Here is a 23,897-nt window from a genome sequence, read left to right on the forward strand (position 1 = left end):
GGCAACCGGAAGCTCGCTGTTCCCGCGTCGGGGAGCGGAGCTGCACCCAGACAAGCGTCTCTTCATGTGGATCTCGGCTGCACTGCTGTCACTGACCCAAAACCTGCGGACCGCGGTCCTGGCCCCTTCGCTGGTGTCAGGCGTTGCATATGTGTGGATGGCTTTCCATCTAGGAACGCGCAATGGCGGCCGTGTGCGCTAGGGGCGCGCGCGGTGGTCAATAAAAAGGAATCACCAATGCATTACGTGAAAACAGAATTAAACCGAGGCGGTTCGCGCGGGGGCCTAGGCTCAGATCCACTGGGCCGTCTTGGCAAGCCCATCTGCGGCCCGCAGCTGGGCGTCAACACGTTGATTATCATCGTGGCGATGTACTTCACGTTCTTTCTCAACAGCGCGTTCTTCGCAGAAGTAATTGCGAAGAGTGGTGCGGACGGAGCAGCTCGTGCGCTACTTGTTATCTCTACGGGAGCGATCCTCACTGCCTTGAATGTGCTCATTCTCGGATTGCTATGCGTTCGATGGACGGTGAAGCCGGTTCTTGCATTGCTTCTCGTCGTGTCCGCTACTGCTGCCTACTATTCAGACAATTACAGCGTCTACTTCGACGCCAGCATGGTACGAAATGTGCTGAAGACCGACGGCGCTGAAGCCGGAGAGTTGCTGACCTGGGGCTTCTTTCTTGCGGTACTAATTAAAGGCGTCGTGCCAGCTATCGCGGTATGCATGGTAAGGCTCCAACGTTCTTCCAATGTGACGCGGGCGATACTTGCAAGAGTGCTTCTACTTGGCATGGCGGTTGTTGTAATCGTTGGCGCGGCAATTGCGTCATTCGACGACCTCTCATCACTCATACGCAATCACAAGCAAGTCAGATACCTTGCAAACCCTGGAAACTACATCGCTTCCATTGCGAAGGTTGTGCGAGAAGACACCCGTGCGGAGCGCGGTCCGATCCAAGTGGTTGGCCCCGATGCCATGATGACGCCTCATCCGCCAGGCGCGAAGCCCCACTTCTTGGTCATCGTTGTAGGTGAGACGGTTCGTGCGCAGAACTGGGGTTTGAATGGATACGGCAGACAGACAACGCCACAGTTGGCAGCGTTGGACGTCGTCAATTTCTCAGACGTGACCGCCTGCGGGTCAAACACCGAAGTGTCGGTGCCCTGTATGTTCTCTGCGTACGGGAGGCGAGACTACGATCGAGACAAGATCAAAGGTTCGGAGTCGCTTCTGCATGTTTTGGAGCGTGCCGGGGTCAGGACCCTATGGCGTGACAACCAGACTGGATGCAAGGGCGTCTGCTCTGATCTGGCATTTGAATCCTATCGCGTGCCGGTCAAGGATGTTCTGTGCGACGACCAAGCATGCCGTGACGAGATTATGCTGCAAGGTCTGCATGACTCGATCGAGGACAACCCTGGTGATGTCGTTGTCGTTCTACATCAGCTGGGGAACCACGGACCCAGCTACTTCAAGCGATACCCGGAAGATCTGACGAAATTTACTCCCGACTGCCGAAACGCAGACTTGGGCAAGTGCACACGCGGTGAAATCGTCAATGCGTATGACAACGCGGTCCTTGCGACAGATGACTTCCTTGCAAAGACAATTCGCATGCTTGAACAGGACAAGAGTCACGATACCGGGCTGATCTATGTCTCCGACCACGGCGAGTCATTAGGGGAGGCGAACGTCTATCTTCACGGGCTCCCCTACGCTATCGCCCCTGATACTCAGATCAAGGTGCCGATGGTGATGTGGATGTCTGATGGTATGAAGAGCAGCAACAACCTGGACCTTCAATGTGTCCGGGACCGATCAAAGCAGCCGTCCAGCCACGACAACCTCTTCCATTCTGTGCTTGGCCTGATGCAGGTTAGGACGACGGTGCTAGACGAGAGCCTAAATCTGTTCTCAGGCTGTACCAGCAACGCCGGTCACAGCCTATAGCCGACCACGGCGAGTATCGCTGTTGGAAGACCCGTGAGCGTCTCTTGGGCCCAAAAGAAGGAAACATCGAAGTGGCAGATATGTACGGTCATCGTCCGCGGAGCATTGCGCGCGTCTTTGAGGCGCTTCGCTGGTCTCTCCAGGGGCTGAGATCAGCTTGGCTGCATGAATCGTCGTTTCGGTTGGAAGTTGTTATGGCCGCGGTGGCATTACCTACAGCTATCTTTTTCGGCAACTCAGGGGTAGAGCGAGTGCTTCTCATGGGGAGCGTACTGTTCGTTTTGGCATTCGAGCTGCTGAACTCCGCTATCGAGGCAGTGATCGAACGGTATGGCCCAGAAATCCATGAGCTGGCTGGTCGTGCGAAGGACATGGGGTCGGCTGCGGTGTTCGTGGCTCTTTGCAATGTCGCCCTCACATGGGCCGTTATCCTTGTGGGTTGATTCCCTGGGTCCCGACCTGAACGGGGCTAGGGTGCGTTCAAGCACAGCCACCGTAGTGTTTTTATGTAATTGTATCCGTCCAAAAGAGGTTGCTAACCTTTCCCAATGCGTCGCTCTCTGCCTGCTATTCGTATATACCTGATGCTGCTGCTTTTGGCGGCGTTCGTGGTCGTGCCTGTGGCCGAGGCATTGGCGTGCGCGCAAGAAGCGACGGTCAGCGTGGGCGATGTGCACGCCTTGCAAAGTGATTCAGACTCCGAGTCGAGCAAGAGCAAGGATTCGTCCAGTGCCGATGCCTGTGGCCATGGGCATTGCCACCATTCAACGGCAAGCCTCCCAGCTGCCGGTCACGACGATCTGTTCGCCGATGGCCGGATTTCGCTGCACTGTACCGAGCACGGGGACGTCTACGCCCTCCGACTCGACGGACCCTTGCGCCCCCCCCGTATCTGATCTGGCTCTGCCCCGCATTTGCGGGTAGTTCGCTCAGATAATTTACGGGAGTTTTTATGTCGATTTTGACGGGTCGGTCGCTTTCAGCGACCGGGTTGGCTGTCGCTGTTCTGCTGGCGTTGGTGCCAACCGGGCATGTAGCTGCTCAAACTGCACCATCTTACGAATCGTTGCTTTCTCGCTTGAACCAGATGCCTGCGACGGTCCAAGGCGTCGCGCTGGCTGAGGCAGCCGAGGCGCGGGTACAACAGGCTCGGGCACTGCCCAATCCGACGGTCTCCATCGAAGCGGAGAACGCCTACGGCACTGGTCCCTACAAAGGTTTCTCAAACGCTGACAGCATTGTCACCCTCTCCCAGCCGCTGGAGATTTGGGGTCAACGAGGGGCCCGAGTGCGCGCCGCGCGTGCGGAGGCTGGGGCTGCAGGCTTGCGGGGTGATCTGATGCGCAGTGACGCAGCGGGTCGCCTGGCTGCGACATACGCCGAAGCAGAGGCTGCGCTGCGCCGATATGAGTTGGCCAGCGAGGCATTGGCCTTGATTGAACAGGACGCCAAGGCGGTAGCTGCGATGGTCAGCGAGGGACGTGAGCCCAACCTGCGCGGTGTGCAGGCACGGAGCGAGGTCGCCAATGCAAAGGCCAGCCTAGATGAGGCCGAGGCCTACCGGGATGCGGCGCTTGCTCGCCTAGCCGGGGTGTCCTTAGTGGACAGCCCGCTGACCGACATCGGCGAAAGCCTGCTTGACCGAGTGCCCTCTCACCCAATTGACAATGAGGCCGCCCCGCTTGCCGTTCGTATCGCCCAAGCCGAAGCGGACGCCTCCGGCCGCCTTATCGATGTTGAGCGCAAGCGTGCGTTGCCACAACTGAGTGCATCCGTGGCTCAGACGCGCTTCCGCCAAGCGGGCGACCAAGCTTACAACGTGGGCATCAGCCTTTCGATCCCCCTATTCGATCGTAACCGCGGTGCGATCCAGGCGGCCTATGCGGAACAACGTGCTGCCGAAGCGGTTCTGGAGGCTCAGAGGCGTGACAGTGAGGCGGCCCGTTTGGGAGCGGTAGCGAGTCTCAAGGCATCCAACAGCCGCGCACGAGCAGCGGATGAAAGCGTACAGGCCGCAGATGAAGCCTATCGGCTGGCCCGCATCGGATTTGAGGCAGGTCGTATATCGCAATTGGAGCTGCGCAGCACGCGATCAACCCTGATCGCTGCGCGTGGCAGTGCTGTGGATGCCCGTCTTAGCCGGGTGGCAGCAGAAATCGACCTCGCCCGCCTTGAAGGGCGCGCACCGTTTGTGGAGGCAAAATGAACAAGTACGGAAACAAGACGCTCATCGGAGCGACGCTGCTGGCTACCTTGATGATGACCGGCGCGCTGACCTCATGCAGTGGCGGGGCGCAGGAGGAAGCCAAATCCACCGGTACGGAGGCAGAAAAGCCGGCTGGAAAGGATGATGGTCACGACGATCACGCAGCTGACGCAAAGCCGGGCTCCGCCGAGGCGCACAGTGAAGGTGATGGTGATGGCGAACATGGCGAAGAGGAGTCCGAGGAAGGTGTAGTCAAGCTGACGCCTGACCAGATCAAGGCATCTGGCATCGGCGTGGTGGCTGTCGGCCGCGGCGGTGGCGCATCGACCCGCCTTGCAGGTCGCGTCGAGCCGGCCATCGGGGGGCGTGCTGCCATCGCCTCAACGGTCACCGGCCGCGTTGAGCGCGTGCTTGTTGCGCCGGGTACAGCCGTCAAGAGCAACCAGCCCCTGGTGATCATTGTCAGTGGAGAAGCTGCGACCTTCAAAGCCGCCGCCACTGCCGCTGCAGCGGAGGCCGAAGCCATTCGCCTGGCCTACGGCCGCGACAAGTCTCTTGTCGAGCAGGGCGTAGTGGCTCGCCAGGAGCTGGAGGCCTCGCGCGCGCGCTCTTTGGCCGCTGATGCCGCCGCTAGTGCTGCACGTGCACAGGTAGCGGCCAGTGGATCTCCGGACAGTTCCGGCCGGGTGACAATCTCCAGTCCTGTCGCTGGCGTGGTTGGCAACGTCCAAGTGACGCCCGGTGGTGTCGTCTCAGCTGGAACGCTTGTTGCGGAGGTTTCCAATCCGGACATGAATGAACTCGTATTCACTGCACCGCCAGCACTGGCCACTCTCGCGGTGCCCGGAATGAAGCTGGAAGTGACTGGCCCGGGCGGAAGCTTCGAAGCTGAGGTGATTGCCGCCGCTGCGAATGTGATGCAGCAGGGAGGCACCGCGACCATTCGCGCCAAACCAATTTCGGAGAAGTTGCCACCGGCCGGCTCCCCCGTTTCGGCCGTCATCATCGCCGATAGTGCCGCTGAAGGTATGAGTGTGCCGGCGGATGCGGTCCAAAGCGTTGATGGCAGAAGTGTTGTCTTCGTTGCCGTCCAGGGTGGTTTCCAGGCTACGCCGGTACTCGCTGGTCGTCGTGCAGGTAATCGAATCGAAATCCTTAACGGCCTGACAGGTAGTGAGCGCCTCGTAGGCGCCAATGCCTTCCTGCTCAAAGCCGAACTGGCCAAGGGCGAAGCCGAGCACGGCCACTAAGGGAACTCATACACCATGTTCAAGATCATCATTGAAGCAGCGGTCAAGTTCCGTTGGCTCGTGGTGTTTCTGGCTGCTTCGATTGCCTGCTTTGGCTTGTTCCAACTGAGCAAGCTGCCAGTCGATGCTGTACCAGATATCACCAACCGCCAGGTTCAGATCAATACCATCGCACCTGCCCTTACTCCGGAGCAGATTGAACGCCAGGTCACCTATCCTCTGGAGACGGCCTTGGCCGGCATCCCAGGTCTGAACACCACTCGCTCCCTATCACGCAATGGCTTCTCTCAGGTCACCGCGATCTTCACTGATCAGACCGACATCTATTTCGCCCGCCAGCAGGTGGCAGAGCGGATGCGGGAGGCTGCCGGAGATCTGCCCGAGGGCGTGTCCCCCATGCTCTCCCCGGTTACAACCGGGCTGGGCGAGGTTCTCATGTGGACGGTGGACTTCAAGCCATTCGACCCCAAGAAGCTGGCCAAGCCCGGCCAGGCTGGCTGGCAAGAGGGTGAGGTCTACCTGACACCAGAGGGCGATCGTCTTGGAACCGCCCAGGAGCGCGCAACGTACCTGCGTACTGTCCAGGACTGGATCATCGCACCACAGATGCGCTCCAGCCCCGGCCTGGCCGGTGTTGATACGGTGGGTGGGTACGTCAAGGAATACGGCATCTACCCCGACAGCGCTCGACTGGCGGCATACAACTTGGGTCTGGCCGATCTGGTCCAAGCACTGGAACGCTCCAACGTCCAGGCTGGCGCGGGTTTCGTCCAGCGTGCGGGCGAAGGCCTGGTCGTTAGGGCAGACGGCCTTGCCCTGACGACCGACGACTTGGCTCAGTCGCCGGTGGCCACCAAGGACGGTGTGGTCATCCGGGTGGCCGATGTTGCCGAGGTCGGTATGGGGCGCGCCCCACGGCTTGGTGCAGCTAGCCGAAATGGTCATGAGGCGGTACTGGGCACGGCACTGATGATCGCCGGCGGCAACAGCCGCACCGTCGCTCAAGCTGCAGCTGAGCGCCTGGCACAGGTCAATGAATCTCTGCCCGCCGATATCTTCGCAGAGCCAGTGCTGGACCGTAGTGTGCTGGTTAACTCCACTGTCAAGACTGTCGCCAAGAACCTGACCGAAGGTGCCCTGCTGGTCGTAGTTGTGCTGTTCCTGCTCCTGGGCAACCTGCGTGCGGCAGCCATCACCGCATTGGTCATTCCGCTGTCGTTCCTGTTCGCTGTTATCGGCATGAACAAGTTCGGCATCAGCGGCAACCTCATGAGTTTGGGTGCGCTGGACTTCGGCATCCTTGTGGATGGCGCGGTAATTGTGATCGAGTCCACCCTGCTGATGCTTGGCAAGCGGCGTGCGGAACTCGGCCGACCCCTCAATGCCATGGAGCGACTGCGTGTGGCCGCCGACTCGGCGAGGAAAATGGCGCGCCCTGCAGCCTTCGGCCAGGTGATCATCCTGTTGGTGTTCGCACCGATCCTTACGCTGGAAGGTGTGGAGGGCAAGACGTTCCAACCGATGGCCGCCACCTTCATGCTCGCCCTCGTTGGCGCGTTTATCTTCTCGTTCACCTTTGTACCGGCGATGGCTGCCCTGTTGGTCAGGGAGCCCAAGCTCCACGCGAACAAGGAGGGGCACGAGAGCGACCAAGACGAAGAACATGAGACTGCCATCATCCGCGTCCTGCGCGGCCGTATTGAACCGGCGATCCAAGCGGCGATTCGTAGGCCCAAGGCAGTGTTCGCTGGCGCCATTTTGATGCTCGCGATGGGCGTGGTCGGCTTTACGATGCTGGGTCGAGAGTTCATGCCAACGCTTGATGAGGGAAATCTCGCTATGCAAGCGTTGCGTGTGCCATCGACGTCGCTTGAGCAATCGTTGGCTATGCAATTGGCGCTGGAGAAGGCCATTGCTGCTGAACCAGAGGTTGTGACGGTCTTCTCGCGGACCGGTACTGCAGAAGCAGCTATCGACCCCATGCCGACCAACATCTCCGACAGTGTGATCGTACTTAAACCGAGAAAGGAGTGGCCAGACTCTTCCCTGAGCAAGGAGGATCTGATTGCAAGGTTTGAGAAGATCGCCGCCTCGCAGATAGGCAACAGCTTTGAATTCAGCCAGCCCATCGAGCTGCGCTTCAATGAGCTGATCTCAGGCGTGCGTACGGACCTGGCCGTCATGATCTACGGCGACAACTTCGAGCAACTGCAAGCTGTTGCCGATCAGGTCGCGCTGAAGCTGAGGAATGTCCAGGGCTCAGCGGATGTCCGTGTTGAACAGATTTCCGGCCTGCCCACGCTCAATGTGGCAATCGATCATCTTGCAGCTGCGCAGTATGGCCTCACGGCAGCGGACGTGAGCGACGCGCTTTCAACCGGTATTGGCGGCGCTGCGGCAGGCAAGATCTTCGAGGGCGACCGCCGGTTCGATGTTGTTGTGCGCCTCGGCGACGATGCACGCAATGACCCCGATCAGCTCGCGTCACTGCCGATTGCAACTCCAACTGGGGGCATCGTGCCGCTCTCCTCTGTCGCACGCATTGAGATCAGCGAGGGGCCGAACCAGATCAGTCGAAACAATGGAAGCCGTCGTGTGGTGGTGCAGGCAAATGTTCGCGGTCGTGACTTGGGCGGGTTTGTTGGAGAGGCCCAGGCGGCGGTGAAGGACGTACAGCTTCCGCCGGGCGCCCACATGACGTGGGGAGGTCAGTTCGAGAACTTGCAGCGGGCTGAAAAGCGACTCATGACAGTTGTTCCGATTGTCTTCCTATTGATCGGCAGCCTGCTGTTCATGGCATTGGGCAGCGCAAAGGAGGCGGGCCTGGTGTTCACCTGCGTCCCACTGGCCCTGGTTGGCGGAATTCTCGCGTTGCTGGTGCGTGGTATGCCGTTCTCGGTATCTGCCGCCGTCGGATTCATCGCGGTATCGGGTATTGCGACCCTGAATGGATTGGTGCTCATGCAAGCCATCAGAGAGAGGCTTGATGCAGGTGACAGTCCATTGATCGCTGCAATGAACGGTGCCGGCAGCCGAATTCGCGCGGTGGTGACCACCGCGCTGGTGGCGATCGTTGGCTTCATTCCAATGGCTATTGCGAGTGGATCTGGTGCTGAGGTGCAGAAGCCTCTCGCCACGGTGGTCATTGGCGGCCTGTTGACCGCAACAGTGCTAACACTTCTTGTGCTGCCGACATTTGCGGGACGCTTGGCCAAGGCAGGCCCGAAAGGGCAACCGGAAACTGTCCACTGAATGATGGAGTGTTTGGGCCCGGCAGAGCATCTGCCTGCCGGACTTCCCGTTCCATTTTTATGACGTTGGAGGGAACAAATGAACCTGACCACAGAACTCGAACTGCCAGTAATACTCCCAGGTGTCTCTCGGGACGACAGCTGCGTCCAGAGGCTGGTCGCTGGTCTTCAGGACATGGAGGGAGTATCGCGCGTGCACATTCGCGAGGGTAGCGACGAAGCTCTCGGAACGCTCTGCATTCATTACGACCCCGAGATCGTCTCGCTTCAGCGAGTGCGAGAGGTGGCGGCATCCGTGGGCATTGAGTTGGGTGATCGGTATGGCCACCTTTTCTTGGAGCTTGGTTCGGCCGTTCACGCACGAAAGGCAAGGACAATTGCGGCGCAAGTGCAGGCCGTACCAGGCGTCATTGAAGCCACCACCAGCCCAGCTGGTGGCATAAGCATCGAGTACGAGAGAGCCAAGACAGGCGAGGCGGAGCTGAGAGCGAAGCTTGAGGCGCTGGGTGTAGCGCAAGAGCCACCGAGTCCGAGGGGAGATTTGAAGGATCAGCACGAAGGACACGATCACAAGGACCGACAGGACCCCGGTCATTCCCACGGGGGCACGCTAGGTGGCAATAGTGAGCTGATCTTCTCACTTGCTTGCGGCCTGCTCCTGATCGTGGGATTTGCGATTGAAAAGCTTGGGTTGACCCAAACGCCCTGGATCCCCACAGCGTTTTACGTAGCAGCCTACGTCTTTGGCGGCTGGTTCACGCTTGGCGAGGCGATCGGGAACATCAAGCTGAAGCGCTTTGAGATCGATACGCTGATGCTGGTTGCAGCGGCAGGCGCAGCCGCGCTCGGCGCATGGGCCGAAGGCGCCTTGCTTCTGTTCCTCTTCAGTCTCGGTCACGCCCTTGAACACTACGCGATGGGCCGGGCTAAACGTGCGATAGAAGCTCTCGCCAAGCTTGCCCCAGAAACTGCCAGGGTGCTGAGGAATGGGCAGGTCGTGGAAGTCCAGGTTGAATCGTTGATACCTGGAGATGTGGTGGTCGTACGTCCCAATGACCGGATGCCGGCGGACGGATTCGTTATCAAAGGGGCTAGCAGCGTTGACCAAGCCCCTGTCACCGGGGAAAGCATCCCGGTTGATAAGCTGGCAGTCAATGACGCTGCTCTAGCACGGGATCGACCTGATTCGGTGGTAATGGAGTCACGTGTTTTCGCCGGCACTATCAATGGCTCCGGCGCCCTGGAGGTTGAAGTCACGCGTCGATCAGGCGAATCGGCACTGGCCCGCGTCGTCAAGATGGTGAGCGAAGCCGAAACCAGGAAATCGCCAACGCAGCGCTTCACAGACAAGTTTGAGAGGGTATTCGTTCCCGCTGTTCTGATCTTGGCCGTGCTGTTACTTTTCTCATGGATCGTGATCGATGAGCCATTCCGCGACAGCTTCTATCGAGCGATGGCGGTACTTGTAGCGGCAAGCCCTTGCGCACTGGCAATCGCGACTCCAAGCGCGGTTCTAGCGGGAATTGCGCGAGCTGCGCGAGGTGGCGTACTCATCAAGGGTGGCGCACCACTGGAGGAGCTGGGCATGGTCCGTGCCATCGCGTTCGACAAGACTGGAACGCTCACTGAAGGCAAGCCGCGAATTACCGACATCAAAGTGATGCAGGGAACGACAGAGCAGGAACTGCTTCACGTTGCCGTCGCCGTCGAGGCTTTAAGTGACCACCCTTTGGCCGCAGCTATCGTTCGAGATGGTAATACTCGCCTGGGCGATGGACCGGTCATGGTAGCGACAGACCTCGCTAACTTCGCTGGAAGAGGCGTTCAGGCGAAGGTGAACGGCATTGACGTGTGGATAGGAAAGGCAGAAATGTTCGGTAACGACGGCATTGGCGCTCTATCCGCGGGTGCGGAGTCTGCCATTGAGGAGCTCCGTAACGCCGGCAGAACCACGATGGCCGTTCGCCTAGGTGATCGCGACCTAGGTGTCATCGGCCTTATGGATACGCCCCGGCCAGAGGCGCGTGAAGCCCTGGACAAGCTAAGGCGCTTGGGCATCCAACGAATGATCATGATCTCTGGCGACCACCAGACTGTAGCTCAAGCCGTGGCAACGGACGTGGGTCTAAACGAGGCATGGGGAAATCTCATGCCTGACGACAAGGTGAAGGCAATACGTCAGTTGAAGGAGACGGAGCGAGTGGCAATGGTCGGCGACGGTGTGAATGACGCACCCGCAATGGCTAGTGCCAGCGTCGGAATTGCAATGGGTGCCGCCTCTTCGGACGTAGCGCTGGAGACTGCCGACGTCGCGCTTATGTCTGAGGATTTGAGACAGGTTGCATTCTCTGTAGCGCTTAGTCGACGCACGAAACGGGTGATCCGTCAGAACGTGTATGTGAGCCTGGGCGTCGTAGCGTTGTTGGTTCCTGCGACCATCCTAGGTCTTGGCATTGGACCGGCTGTGGCAGTGCATGAAGGTTCAACCTTGTTGGTTGTATTCAATGCGCTGAGGCTCCTTGGCTTCCGTCAGTCGTGACATGCGAATTCTAGTGATTGAGCGCGATCGAGAAGTCGCTTTGAAGATTCTGGCCTACTTCGAGGCCCGAGGGCATCAGCTTGATACCATCGGGGACGGCATCGCCGGCCTTCACTTTGCGGCGTCCAATGGTTACGACGCAGTCATTCTTGATTGGATGCTTCCTCGCATGGAAGGCCCGGAGGTTCTGAGAAGGCTGCGGTTGAATCACGGTGTTTCAGTTCCTGTTGTGATGTTGGCTGCAAAGGTTGCGCTCTCGGACAAAATCATCGCTTTCCGCTCCGGTGCAGATGACTATGTGACCAAGCCTTTTGAGCTCCCGGAGCTCGAAGTTCGCCTAGAGGCGTTGGTTTCCCGTACGGAGGGACGCGTAACAAGGAGGCGGCTGCTGATCGGAGAGCTCACGTTGGACCTGAGTACGTTGGAGGCCACACGGGCTGGAAAACGACTGCATCTGTACCCAGCTTGCAGGAAGCTCCTTGAAGCGCTGATGCGGGCAAGTCCTGCCGCTGTGACCAGGCGGCAGCTTGAGCACACTCTCTGGGGTGACGACCTGCCCGACGGGGATCTTCTGCGATCACAGATGTCCAGCCTGCGGCGAAGCATTGATGGTCCGTTTGAGGAAAAGATGATCCAGACGCTGCCGCGGGTTGGGTATCGACTGATACCGCCATCAAGGCCTATGCCCCCCCCCCGGGGAAGGGAGGCCCTATGACGGTGAGGCGTAGACATGGCTGCAGAGCCGTCAGTGCAGACCTTGAGCGCCTGACTATTTGGCCACGTATTCTGATCAGAGTATGACCATGTGGAAGCCAGCCGCACTCCCAATTGGCGCGTTCTTGGCCGCAGCGATTTGGGGCGCAGCGGCCATGGTGCCCTTCGCGCCGGCATCAGAAGAGATGATGTTTTGGATACCGGTGTCGATTGCGCTAACGAGTGCGGCTGCTGCATTGGTAGTTGCGATGATGCAAGACATCATTCTGGTCGCGGTAAAGAGATGGCCACTGTTCGTGAAATTCTATCCAACCCTCTGCTTGGAGCCACTCCCCTTTGCATTCCTTCCAATCGTGCTGTCACTCGCCGGAATTGCGGAGTTCGGTCCAGCGATGCTGAGTGCAGCTCTATTGCTGATCGGCTTCTCGTTTGCGGAGACTCTCTTCGCCGCCGCCCTCCACAGAGCCCGGGCGACGCCGACCGCGGTTGTGATCTCGATGCAGTGCGCTGCTCTGGTGTTTGCAGTTTACATGTACAAGAAAGGCATCCAAGCGAACGTCAGTGACATCAGTTGGCCGTGGTTCGCATCGTCTGTCACTGCCATGAGTCTATTCTCCTTCCTAGTCGGAAGGTATTGGGCCAACCTGCTTCGTGATGCTGAGGTGGGGTTCTCTCCCTTACTGAAGTGGGTTCTGGTCACCTTCATAGCTGAAGGATCTACTAGTGAATGGAGCCGGTGGAGATTGAAGCAACCTATTAAGCAACGCAGACCACCGGGGCTTCGGTCCAAGCCTCGCAGGAAATAGGATCCGATCAACCAATCCAAATCATGGAGGCTAATTCTTGACAACTGCGAGCGCGACAAATATGACGCAAGGGCGGATGGGACCACCCGTCGTCAGTCTCGCTCTGTGAGAGGTGGCGCATCGAGATCACGTTTGTGGAGGTCTTCTACCGGCCGGAAGCAATACCCCGAGGTAGGTCCGTGGTGGCGACTTCTGGTTTCAATGCGCCCGAAGCCCACCGGAGCCTCAAAGCTGCGCGCTCAGGGTTGCAGCGGTCGCTGGCGACAGTCGTCATCGGCCGGAGCCTGTCCCCCGCCTACCAACCTTGCTGGCAAGGCCGGTGTTTTTTGATTGCAAGATTCAGACCTATCCCGCCTGACAATCACATTCCCTGGAGTCACCGCCAACATGAATGAAGCCGAGCTGGAACAAGTGCGTACGGCGATGTTTACCGACCCCGGCGTGAAAGCGGTGGATGACCTGCGCCTAGTCCCCGCCAAAGAGCGCGGTCGTGCGATCGCGGCCACCATCACCGTCGCTGCGCCCTCGGTCGACCTGGACCTGGTGCATGCGGTGATCGCCCGCGTGCTGGCCGATCAATTTGACATCGATCAGGTCATGCTGTGCTTCAACGACCCGGGTCCGGTGCCACCACAGCCCACAGCGGCGCCCTTGAAGAAAATGTGATCGCCCGTGGCTCTATGCGTCTGCGTTGGCGGGCGCATAGAGCTGATAACCCGGCAACGCGCACGCGCCGGCATACACAAAGGCCACGCTTTGCCGCGCCCGGGTGAAGGCCACGTAGTACTTTGGTGGGGCGGTGATACGCGCTGCATCTGCCGTGCGCAGGTACTGTGTCAGCGGGCCGTTCGGAAAGATGAGGACCCGGCTGTAGGTGCGGCCCTTGCACTGCCCAAAGTTCACGGCCGGTAGTCCGTCGCACGCTTGCCGCCGGTCATGCCGGAGCACGGTGGGCGCAAACTCCTGCATGTACGCTTCAACATCCGCTGGAGCGACGAGGTAGATGCCATCGTGCCCGGTGACCTCGCCATTGCCTGATTGGGTTCGCGGCATCTGCGGATAGAGCGTGTCCGCCATATCGCACAGGGCCTGGACGCAGCGAAGGCTGATGAGGCGGTGATCCAGCTGGCATAAGCCGTCCGCCTCCCAAATCTGAAACAGCGCTGCCAGATTGGGTCCACGATACTGGCTGTGCCTTTGAGCATAGTTGGTGGCATACGTCGCCTGCCGCGTATCACCCACCAACGTGATGGCAATGCCGCTCTTCAACAGCCGCTCGACCAGATCCAGATCAAAGCCGGCGAGGTCCTGAACTTCGTCGATGTAGAGCTCGTCGTACATGGCCGCCAGGCGTGCCATGACCTGACCTTGGGTGAGCTCATCGCAGCGCACAGCGAAATCGGCCGCCCGGTCCGAATACATCCGGTTGCCTGCCAAGTAGTGGCGCGCCACCTGGGTGCGTGGGGCCCTGTTATTGGTGACACCTTCTACGAACAGGATGGTCTCGATGCGAGGCTCAGGGCAAAGCGCTGCCTGGTACGGGCGGATGCACTGGCACAGCAGGAAGCCATACCAGCTGTGCAAAGTGACATGCACGGGGACCGCACCGGCGTGGACCTCAAACGAGCGCCGGATCTCTTCTAGATTCTCCAGCGTGTAGGTGACAATCGCGATGCGACGCCCAGGCCGCTCCAGGGCCTGCCGGACCAGCAAGGTGGTCTTGCCCGAGCCGGCCGCCGAAAGCAGGACCCGGTTAGGTGATGGCGCGCTGGACATAGTCCGGGAACCTGATCGAGTGCGGGCTGTTGAAGATCGCCAGGGCCGTATCGGTCTTATGGCCCTTCATGTACTTGAGCAGCGCCACCTCATCGGCAAACGTCTTGCCCAGCACGGTATTGAGTTCGGCCAGCGAGTTGGCTTTGATCAGCTGCTCTTCCAGCGATGGGGCGCTTTCGTCGGAATCGTAATAGATCGCGTTGATGTGTTCGGCATAGCGCTCCTGCACAACGGCGATATCGCCATCATTGTCGGTGATCACCTTGGCCTGGATTTTCAGCCGATCTGCAATCTGCAAGAAGCGCTTGAATGCCAGCGACTTGACCGAAATGATGTCTACGCCGCGAGCCATCGGCGCCACGCCATGGTGGTCGCTGTAGGCGCGCTGCACGATCAGCTCGTCGGAAGGGCCTTCCACCAGGATCGCCTGCTTGGCCAGGATCAATCGCAGCGTGTCGTGGCCCGGCAGCTTCATGAAATAGTCATGGGTATCGCTCGGCAGCTGGTCCAGCTTCATCTGGCCCTGCGCGCTGAACAGGATCACGTTGTCCACGCCCAGCTTATTCAACACGAAGCTGCTGTGGGTGGCGATGATCACCTGCTGGGCGGTGGAGAGGGCCGCAATCTTGTCGATCAGCTGGGTCATGCTGGAATAGGACAGATGGTTCTCCGGCTCCTCGATCAGCAGCACGTGGGCAGCGCCGGCCGCGTGCATCGCCAGCTTCATCTTCACCGCGCTTTGCTCACCCTTGCCGGCCTGGGTGAACGGGAGCTCATCCAGGTAAGGTGACAAGCTGGTTTCCCATGTTGAGCGCGGCGATGTGTCCACACCCACCGTCAGCGCCCGGTGGCTGATGTCCCCGGTGTGCTCGGTCAGGTACGCATTGATGGCCGCCACGTCCGCCTCTTCGGAAAAACTCTGCCGCATGCGGCGGAAGCTCAACGACAGCGAGACGCGCTGCGCAGGCGTCAGTGCCTGATCGATGATGCCGGCGATATAGCGATCGGCACCGGACAAGGTCTTGATGCCGTGAGTGTCGATGATGGTCGAATCGAACGGAATGCTGCGAGCGGTGACGCCATTGTTGGCGAAGGAATACCAGCGCACCGTGTAGTACTCCACCGGCAGGCTGACCGCACCCTGGTGCTGCTGCAGGTAGGCGTTGAACTCCTCGCGGTAGTCGTCGTTGAGCTCGACCAGCAGCCGGATGCCGGCGGTATCCAAGCGCAGGGAGTTGTTGGTGCCGCGCAACGACGCCAGCGCGACATCTGCGCCCAGATAGGCTTCGATGGAGATCCGTGGCGGCGAAGCCGGCGTGCCTGCAGCAAGGGTCGCCAGATATTCCTGCACCGCGGGCTGGTGGAACAGGTAGGGCGTGAGCTCGTAGGCGAGATTGCGCCCATGCAGTTGCCCGGTGACCACCACGTGGATGGCCTCCAGCAGGGTGGACTTACCGACCTCGTTGTCGCCCACCACCAGGTTCATGTGGGCGTTGAGGGGCAGGTCCAGATGGCGAAACGACTTGAAATTGTCGATGACGATACGTTCGATCGGCATGCACAGTCCTTTGATGGCCAACGAGTTCGGTGGCGGCGCCTGCTTGCACCCCGGCTGGCCTCCTTTCCGCTCTGGGCCAAACTACCCAGGGATCGCCAGCCTTGGGCGGTTTCGTACTGTTTTGACGACTTGAAATGGCCGAAACGCTGGTTACGCGGGATAATTCAATATTATCCCGCTTGAAAATTGGCGCTTGAAGGAACTACTCAGCTTCTTGATTAGTATGTAATTACATGGTACGTAATGCATTACGAAATCGTCCGAGGAGACGGCCATGGCCCGCGGTGGGGTGTACAAGAGCGACGTGCAGAAAGCCCGCGACAGCCTGCGGGCGCAGGGCAAGCACCCGTCAGTGGACGCGGTCCGGGTGGCGCTGGGCAACACCGGCTCCAAGACCACAATCCACCGTTACCTCAAGGAACTGGAAGAGGAAGAAGGGCAAGGCCTCGGCGCCAAGGTCGCGGTCAGTGAGGCCCTGCAGGACCTGGTTGGCCGGCTGGCGGCCCGACTGCACGAGGAGGCCGAAACAGTCGTCACCGAAGCGCAGCAGCGCTTTGCCGCGCAGTTGCAGGAGCGCAACGACGTGCTGGAACAAGCCCGGCAGGAAGCGATCGCATTGAGCAACCAGTTGCAGCGCACCGAAGCCGCGCTGCACGAGGAGCGGACCGTCCATGCTTCGGCCCAGCAATCCCTCGCGGAGCGGGTGACGGAAATCGCCCAGCTCAGCGAGCGCATTGCCGGCTTGACCGCCCGTGTGGCTGAGCACGAAGCCCATGCCGAGTCGCTGGAGGAGAAGCATGCCCACGCCCGAGAGGCGCTGGAGCACTACCGGACATCAGTGAAGGAGCAGCGTGAGCAGGAGCAACGCCGCCACGAGCACCAAGTGCAGGAGCTGCAGGTCGCACTGCGCCAGGCCAACGAGGCCCTGACAACCAAGAACCATGAATTGCTGCGGCTCAATCGCGACAACAGCCAATGGCTGGAGCGCCATGGGCGCCTGGAGCGGGAACTGGGCGAAGTCCGCCGCGGCATCGAGGCCCAGCAGAACGAACTGGATGCCTTGCGGCTGACGGCCGCAGAGCATCAGGCGCTGCAGGGGCGGTGGGCAGAAGACACACAGACCCTGGAAAGGATGCGGGCCGAGCTGGCCAGCGTGCGCGTCGAGGCGAGCAAGGAACGGGAACGTCGCGAGCAGGCCGAAGCCGATGCCTTGCGCGCCGGCGTGCGCCTGGAAACACTGGAGCAGCTACTGACGCAGCTAAAACCCGATCAGTCTGCCGATGACGCGGCGTCAGGCGAAAAGGCGCGGGGTCACCGATAAACCGGAGAGTCCCATTTTTATCCGGCAACCCTATGAATCAGAAAGGGAAAACGGATTCTATGGGGCATTTTTACACGTATCTCGGCTGAACCCCAAGGTCGGGCCGTTGAAGCTATCGACGGTGGTCCAGCGCATGGCTGTGCTGTCCACAGCCCACAAGCTCAAGCGCCTGACTAACCCCTGCGAGCTGCCTTCTGTCAGGACGCTGTTGAGCCGCGCCCGGCGCGCCTCGGTCAAACGTGGAGAGCGACCAACCAAGAAGACCGCCATCACGCGCCCCGAGCTTGAGGCCATGTTGGCGACTTGTGATTACAGTTTGGAAGGACTGCGTGACCGTGCCCTACTCTGCTTCGGGTTCGCCAGTGGCGGGCGCCGGCGCAGCGAGATCGCCGCCGCGGACATGCGCGACCTGCGCAAGGTTGGCGACGGCGGCTACATCTACCGGCTCGAGTACTCGAAGACGCAGCAGGCCGGCGCGGCAGTGGATTCGACCCCGGACAAGCCCATCTTGGGGCGAAGCGCTCAGGCGCTGGCAGCTTGGCTGGAAGGGGCTGACATCCAAGACGGGGCAATCTTTCGACGGGTCTGGAAAGGCCGGGTCGGTCCTGCCCTGCTCCCCGGTTCAGTGGCCACCATCGTAAAGCGCCGGGCCCGCTTGGCGGGATTGGAAGGGGATTTCGGGGCACATAGCTTGCGGTCGGGCTTCGTTACGGAAGCGGGGAAACAAGGCGTCCCGCTGCCCGCGGTGATGGCGATGACTGAGCACCGATCTGTAGCTAGCGTGATTGGGTATTTCCAAGCGGGTGCCGCTGAAGACAATCCAGCGGCACGGTTACTGAAGTAGTGCTTGGAGCCAACGTAACAGCGTACAGAGCCGAACCGTTGTCAGGTCAGTCCAAGCTCTCTTAGGGCTACTTGGATCGGCTTTCGCACTTCTGCTGGCAGATGGCTCAGATCGGCGTTGAGACCCTGAAGTACTTCTTCTCCGCCGCGCTCCCGGGCAATTCTTCGTAGGATACGGGCCGGGTCACCGGCGCGCGCGGCTGCGATAGCTATATCAGAGATTCGCCATTCTGAATGGACGAAGGCATCGGCCAGACGCCGTCGTGCGCTTTTGCGCTTGTCCCAATCGAGGAAGACGAACATGTAGCTCAGCAGGTCGAACGCGCTACCCTCGGCGAGCTCCCGGTACACGGGCGGAAACGCCGCCGCGATTAGAGGCGACGCGGCTTCGCATCGATTGCCGAGCGCGAATGGCAGGAGTATGGCCGAGGCCCGAACGAAACCCTTAGGAGCCACTGATCCAGATTCCCACAGCAGCTTCCCGGCGGTCTCTGCTGCCTCGAGGGATATGTCCAGCTGATGCCGCCCTATCATGGCCGCCGCCATCTCTTCGATACCGACGAGGAGAGAGCCACGGGTAGCGGCGGATGCGCGGCCGAATGCAACGAGGTTGCGGGACGCCGCCGCCGGGGACACCCCCCGCCGCACTCCCACCCGCATTGTCCTGCCTCCATCTATCTTGGATCCTACTGCCGACAGAAGTTGATCGAGTACGGCGGGTGAGACTTCGTTTGGCTCTTGAGGTAGCGCGAGTTCGAGCGCCTTGCTGACCAGCTCTGCACCGATGCGACCCTTCAGGTTTGGAAGCAGCGCGATCACAAGAGCGATGTAATGGTGACGCAGCATCGTCACGTTGTAGGCGATGCGGGAAAGCAATTCGGCGTCCGACCCGTCCTCCGCATTCAGCAAGGCGATGGTCCCGGTCAGCGTGTTCTCGTCGGCCAGCATGCCGCGCAGCTGTTGCGAATTCGCTGTGGCGAGAAGAGATCTGATCAACTCGATCCGACGGCCCTGCTTCAGCATAGGGCTGGTGATCAGCCAATTCATATCTGCCGGAGTTTGACGCAACATGGACTCAACGAGCGCGTCGCCTCCAGCGCTCGCGCCCATCCCGATCACCGCGTCGCGTAAGGCAACTTCGGCTTGAAGCGCCCTTACTCGTTCGATGATAACGCTACGCATCCCAGGCGAGCTCAGCCCGTTGACTGCATGGATGTGCGTGACCTCTTTGATCAAGCCGTCGAAATCGAGATCATGGATGAGCAGCCGGGCGGGATCTACGTGGTGATCGTCAACCAAGAGACCAAGCAATTGGCGCCTCGCTTCCGCTCGCACCTCGTCGTCGGCGGTACGGAGCGCCATTGTCAGCGCGGATGAGAAGACCGGGAACCTGCCAATAGCTTCTTCAGCCAGCTTTGCGCTGGCGAACAGTAGATCGAGAAGATCTTCACCATGGAGGCGGCTCAGCAGCTCCGCAACTTCGAGATCGAGCGTTCGTGCGAGCCCCTCGGCCGCCGCACTCACTAGCACCCCCCTCTGAGGCTCAACTTTAAGCGCGGAAAGCACTTCCACAGTCTCGACCGGGTGATGGGCCGCAAGGTCCACGGCTGTAGTCCGAATGGATCTCGCCACTGACATGGACGGGAGAAGGCCTTCGAGCTTCTGAATAAGGGCGCTGAGATATCTCCAAGCATCCTCTGCTTGCATGGAGGTGGCTGCCAACGCCGCCGATTTGGCCAGCGCAGGCTCCAGCTCGCGGATCAAATCGATCTGTCTGACCTTACGAGTGTTAGCGATGTCGAGCATGCCTAACGCCGCAGTGGGCGAACTAGGCAGCTTGCGACGAAGATCCTCCCAAAGGAGCGAGACACGCAGAGCCGACTCGCTACCGACGCCATCCGATGACATCTCGCCGAGGGCATCGAAGTTTTTTAGCGACGGCTCAGGAGAGCTGAGCACCCGGGGGACGATGAGCTCAGACCATGGATGGCGGGCTGCCCCCCGCTTCCGCCCATCGATCCGGCGCCCCTCCCAGTCGCCGAACCGGGACCGGGCTTCTTTTGAAGCGAAAACGAGATCAAAGCTACGGCGGCCGATTGTACGAGGAGAGCGGGCGAAGGTTGACATGCTGAAGGTCCGGCGGAAACCCGGCCAAAGAGCGGTAGTCAATCGGAGTGCGAGCGGTTCCGGCTTCTCCGCATCGAACACGACGATGGGAGCCCGCTCCTCGAGGAACATCGCCTCAATGAGCTCGGTTCCCTGCAGCGGATCGACCGGCGGAAGAGGGTTCGAAACAGCGGCAACCGCCCTGCGCTCCGCCGGCCGGTTTGCTCCGCCCTCTGTGGCGACGGCAACGACGGCGGCCACGCCTTGCATTTCCTGCCAGTCAGCCATCGGCACCAAGACACTACGGGTTCGAACGCAACCAGCCCGAGGCGCCTCGAAGTCTTGCCAGGTTCTGGCGACCACGTAGTACGACCCGCTCGGCAGGGGGTAGAGGGTAAGATAAGGCTCAAAGCGCTCGCCCGGCGAAAGCGGACCGGCGACGTCAGACAGCCTATCGATCAGATCCTGATCTGGCTTAGGTAGCCGGATGGTACTTGAAAGGAGCTGATGCCCCTGCCGATAACCATGCAACTGCTGATCGAATCCGTTCAACCTAGTTTCCCATCGCCCAAGCGATGGGCAGCATCACATCCTCGTCGGTCCTCGAGCCGTCCCCATCCTCGACAACCACCCACCCCTGCTCCGAGATGTCACGTTCAAGGTAGCTATTCCGGAATTCGTCGTCGTCCTCCAAGTCTCCGCCAACCACAGAAAGCCCAAAGAGCTTCACGTTCAGACGGCCCGTATCGGCAAGACGCCCGGCGAACAATGGGAATTCCTTTCTGAGATAGGCCATTGGCCCAGCGTCGCGGATCTGCGGATCGAGCAGGTCATAGGCTGCCACGACGACGGCGACATGGGGGCGACTACCGTCGGCACGGTTCGCCAAGTAAAGGTCGAGATATCGGACGAGTTCGCATAAAAGCACCTGCGTGGGAAGATCCGGCTCGGACGCCAATGCGACGGTGCCCTGAGACTTTTCGTCGGGCTCCGCTCCATCAGCGTTACCCTCGGGCTCCGCTCCATCAGCGTTGCCGTCGGGGACCTCTTCCTCATCTGCGCACAGACGCAGGATGTTGCGAGCAGTAACCCAGTCGAGCGGCTTGACATTCTGATCGGATAGCGCTCGAACGAAAATTACGGCGCCTTCCGCTTCGTTCAGGACATCCAGCCATTCCTGGGAGATCTCGAACGTCGCTACAGTATGGGTCCACAGCTCACCCGAAATGTCCGGCACCATCAGCTCGGTCAGTGCGCCCTGGCCGTTTGCGCCCCGGACACTGATCGAGAAATCCGCACGACCGACCTCAAGGTTCCGATCGGAGCGTGGCGCGAAGCTGCCTTGCATCAAATGCTCGACCGCCCCGTCAACATAGGCGATGTTGTCCGGCAACCGCTCGGCCCGCAGCACGCCCTTCCGCTTCTTGAATGAGGGCCAGAGGCGACCGATGTAGTTGGTCTTACCCGAATCGGGACCACCCAGAAGAACAATTGATCTCCTAGTCACGCGACACTCCTGAAGCAAATAAGCTTCCTTGTACTTGGGCTTTGGTGGTCGGACCAGAATTCCGGCACCGCTCGCCCATGGTTCAGTGTCTTCTCGATCAGCGACGCAATGCCCGAACCTGGTTCGACGTCTCCGAACGAGAAGGAAGCAATTGGCGCAAGCGCGATCTCCATCCCATGCCCGCGGCCAGCCTCGCATATGCTCTCGTAGGCATCTGCCGGAAATTCGCCGATGTCCCGCCAACTCGGGACGAGTATGACCCGCGGCCGGGGCGTTGGAAGGATTGCTGATAAGCGCTCGACCAGCATCTCAGCCCTGTAGGTTGCATATCTCTTCGTCTTCGGGCTTGCGAACGCACGGCCGTCAACCATCAACCAGATCACTGATGCCGATCCGAGGAACGAAAAACGGTCGCTGTCGGCCTTGTCGATTAGGGCCTTCGACCATTCGCCGGGGAGGTCTGGCATCAACATATCGAAGAAACGGTTGTCTTTGTGCCGGCGCAACCTAAAATGCAAGAACCCGGCCTGCCGATCGTCGACCATCTCGGTGTGGGTGGTGAGCTGTCCTGGCTCGTCGCCCTCTGTCCAGTGACGGCTGCCGCGTGAGATCTGCTCGAATGCCATTAGAGTGGCGCTCTCAGCGAAGTCGTATCCTGCGAACCCGCCCTTTGCGAGAAGAAGGTAAGCGCTCACAAGGCAGGCCGTCTTACCAGAATCAGGGAGCCCTAGGATGCCAACCATCGTGGTGTGGCGCCGCGTCATAAGTGACGTCGCCTCCTCTAGACCCATCGTCAGGCTCGAAGGCAGTCGCGGGGTTTCATCCGGGCTAGCCAGTACCGCACCGCCCAGATCGACAGAGGGCCGCCCTTCGGTCACTGGATCCGGTATGGGAATGCAGTCGTCAAGTTCGTCCTCTTCGAACTTGTTCCCTGCCTCTCCCGGATCCCTCCGATTCGAGCAGGTATCAACGGGGCGGTTCAACACACATGCTTTCGTCACGTTGTACGTGCACTCGCTCAGCTGGCATGGGCCCTGAACCATAATCAAGCGCCTCGCAGCTTTGCGACCTGTAAAATGCCGCCCTCAAGTAATGCCCGCGCGCCCCAATCACGTGCGTCGCGCGCGGTCTCCACGCCGGCAGTGCTGACATCACCGCTCGTGATCGCCCCAAGTAGTGGGAAAACAGCGGCGAACTTGCGAACGTAATCCGCATCTACTGATGTAGCTAGTGTCTCACGATGGTTTCCAAGTGCCGTCAATAAGGCTGTCAACGTGGCAGGGCTTCCGGGCTGCACTCCGCGCAGCACCACATTTCGGTGGCCCGAGGCTGGCAGGCGACGCAGCTTCGAGGCGCCATCGATGCCGGCGACCACTGCGCGGACAAGCGGATCAGCGTCAGAGAAGCGACCGTCAAGCACGTCGCTCCAGTCTTCCATCATCCACCACAGGAACTCGAGCTCCTCGCGGTCGAGCTCGGCGTTCTCCCGCAACGCTTTGACCAACGGTTCGGTCGCTTTCCGATAAACGGCGCTCGCTCTCGAGCCCGTAGGCTGAGCCTCCGGCAACGTAAGCGGTCCGATCTCAGGAACCGGCACTCGCTTGCGCGACCGCTCGGCGATCAACATTGTCCTAGTCCGCGAGGCGACGAGCACCTCCTGACGGAGAACTTCGATGGGCTCCTCCAAAACAGAGGGCTGGAACGAGAGCGCCGACCAGAGGGCGGCCGCAAGCGTATCGACAGGCGTCCAACCTGGCAGGTCCCGTTCGCTCTGGACGAGGCCTAAGGCCGAAACAAGTGTCACGACAATGATCTCAAGATCGTGGCCCTCGCGCACGAACGCGGCGCTTCCTGCGTTGACGATTGCCTGCTCCACTTTCGAGGCGAACTCATCGCGCGCCTTCCCGTCGGCGACACCATCGGCCAGCGCGGAGGCCAGCTGGATTGCCGACTGAGGATCCTTGAACTCCGTAATCCAGGACTGGATCGCAGCTACCGCAGTATTGCGACGACTGACGTCCTCATCCTTAGGGTCTGGCCAGAAGATCCTGACGTACTTCGCCATTG

Annotated in this window: 18 protein-coding genes; 12 read left to right on the forward strand and 6 right to left on the reverse strand. The window is 60.1% G+C overall.

Translation table 11 applies throughout. The features are described 5' to 3' along the window. Positions 1-237: 237 nt before the first annotated feature. From ACVOMF_RS01175 to ACVOMF_RS01220, 10 genes are all read left to right on the forward strand, one after another. The gene (locus ACVOMF_RS01175) at positions 238-1,953 is read left to right on the forward strand and encodes a phosphoethanolamine transferase (RefSeq protein WP_481507680.1); all 1,716 of its coding nucleotides are present in this window, start codon (positions 238-240) and stop codon (positions 1,951-1,953) included. A 71-nt stretch (positions 1,954-2,024) separates the two neighbouring features. Then, entirely contained in the window at positions 2,025-2,396 is a 372-nt protein-coding gene (locus ACVOMF_RS01180; RefSeq protein ID WP_027080084.1) for a diacylglycerol kinase, read from the forward strand. A gap of 141 nt (positions 2,397-2,537) precedes the next feature. Continuing rightward, positions 2,538-2,849: a hypothetical protein gene (locus ACVOMF_RS01185; protein ID WP_282883199.1), complete on the forward strand. Its 312-nt coding sequence runs from the start codon at positions 2,538-2,540 to the stop codon at positions 2,847-2,849. Positions 2,850-2,905: 56 nt separating this feature from the next. Beyond that, positions 2,906-4,159, forward strand: coding sequence for a TolC family protein (locus tag ACVOMF_RS01190; protein WP_062167469.1), 1,254 nt, complete (start codon positions 2,906-2,908; stop codon positions 4,157-4,159). Continuing rightward, positions 4,156-5,409 (forward strand): efflux RND transporter periplasmic adaptor subunit, encoded by a 1,254-nt coding sequence (locus ACVOMF_RS01195; RefSeq protein WP_282883198.1) that lies wholly within the window; start codon positions 4,156-4,158, stop codon positions 5,407-5,409. The genes ACVOMF_RS01190 and ACVOMF_RS01195 overlap by 4 nt, the downstream gene beginning before the upstream one ends. 15 nt (positions 5,410-5,424) lie before the next feature. Continuing rightward, complete coding sequence (locus ACVOMF_RS01200) at positions 5,425-8,661, forward strand: efflux RND transporter permease subunit (RefSeq protein ID WP_481507681.1); 3,237 nt, start codon at positions 5,425-5,427, stop codon at positions 8,659-8,661. A gap of 78 nt (positions 8,662-8,739) precedes the next feature. After that, positions 8,740-11,199 carry a heavy metal translocating P-type ATPase gene (locus tag ACVOMF_RS01205; protein WP_027080080.1) on the forward strand — a complete coding sequence of 820 codons (2,460 nt, stop codon included), beginning with the start codon at positions 8,740-8,742 and terminating at the stop codon, positions 11,197-11,199. A 1-nt stretch (position 11,200) separates the two neighbouring features. After that, the gene (locus ACVOMF_RS01210) at positions 11,201-11,914 is read left to right on the forward strand and encodes a response regulator transcription factor (protein WP_313171990.1); all 714 of its coding nucleotides are present in this window, start codon (positions 11,201-11,203) and stop codon (positions 11,912-11,914) included. An 82-nt stretch (positions 11,915-11,996) separates the two neighbouring features. Continuing rightward, on the forward strand, positions 11,997-12,719 hold the full coding sequence (locus ACVOMF_RS01215; RefSeq protein ID WP_017354992.1) for a hypothetical protein: 723 nt from the start codon (positions 11,997-11,999) through the stop codon (positions 12,717-12,719). 387 nt (positions 12,720-13,106) lie between these two features. Beyond that, entirely contained in the window at positions 13,107-13,385 is a 279-nt protein-coding gene (locus tag ACVOMF_RS01220) for a hypothetical protein (protein ID WP_027080079.1), read from the forward strand. 12 nt (positions 13,386-13,397) lie between these two features. Here ACVOMF_RS01220 and ACVOMF_RS01225 read toward each other — a convergent pair whose 3' ends face one another. Both ACVOMF_RS01225 and ACVOMF_RS01230 read right to left on the reverse strand, forming a co-directional pair. Continuing rightward, on the reverse strand, positions 13,398-14,495 hold the full coding sequence (locus tag ACVOMF_RS01225) for a UvrD-helicase domain-containing protein (RefSeq protein WP_017354990.1): 1,098 nt from the start codon (positions 14,493-14,495) through the stop codon (positions 13,398-13,400). After that, a complete protein-coding gene (locus ACVOMF_RS01230) occupies positions 14,473-16,053 on the reverse strand; it encodes an ATP-dependent nuclease (protein WP_017354989.1) in 1,581 nt (526 codons plus the stop codon). Before ACVOMF_RS01230 ends, ACVOMF_RS01225 begins: the two co-directional genes overlap by 23 nt. A 274-nt stretch (positions 16,054-16,327) precedes the next feature. Here ACVOMF_RS01230 and ACVOMF_RS01235 point away from each other — a divergent pair, with 274 nt between their 5' ends. Beyond that, positions 16,328-17,374, forward strand: a complete 1,047-nt coding sequence (locus tag ACVOMF_RS01235; RefSeq protein WP_046272805.1) for a DNA-binding protein — start codon at positions 16,328-16,330, stop codon at positions 17,372-17,374. Then, positions 17,334-18,218, forward strand: a complete 885-nt coding sequence (locus ACVOMF_RS01240) for a site-specific integrase (RefSeq protein ID WP_244481326.1) — start codon at positions 17,334-17,336, stop codon at positions 18,216-18,218. Before ACVOMF_RS01235 ends, ACVOMF_RS01240 begins: the two co-directional genes overlap by 41 nt. Before the next feature lie 41 nt (positions 18,219-18,259). Here the strand turns inward: ACVOMF_RS01240 and ACVOMF_RS01245 are convergent, their stop codons facing one another. The 4 genes from ACVOMF_RS01245 to ACVOMF_RS01260 form a co-directional block, all read right to left on the reverse strand. Further along, positions 18,260-20,875, reverse strand: coding sequence for a GAP1-N1 domain-containing protein (locus ACVOMF_RS01245; RefSeq protein WP_057505037.1), 2,616 nt, complete (start codon positions 20,873-20,875; stop codon positions 18,260-18,262). Position 20,876: 1 nt separating this feature from the next. Next, positions 20,877-21,830 (reverse strand): TRAFAC clade GTPase domain-containing protein, encoded by a 954-nt coding sequence (locus ACVOMF_RS01250; protein ID WP_082592142.1) that lies wholly within the window; start codon positions 21,828-21,830, stop codon positions 20,877-20,879. Further along, on the reverse strand, positions 21,827-22,813 hold the full coding sequence (locus tag ACVOMF_RS01255; protein ID WP_152983999.1) for a TRAFAC clade GTPase domain-containing protein: 987 nt from the start codon (positions 22,811-22,813) through the stop codon (positions 21,827-21,829). Before ACVOMF_RS01255 ends, ACVOMF_RS01250 begins: the two co-directional genes overlap by 4 nt. 62 nt (positions 22,814-22,875) lie before the next feature. Next, the gene (locus ACVOMF_RS01260; protein WP_057505034.1) at positions 22,876-23,895 is read right to left on the reverse strand and encodes a GTPase-associated system all-helical protein GASH; all 1,020 of its coding nucleotides are present in this window, start codon (positions 23,893-23,895) and stop codon (positions 22,876-22,878) included. Positions 23,896-23,897 lie beyond the last annotated feature (2 nt).

The organism is Stenotrophomonas sp. STEN022 (assembly GCF_056760155.1).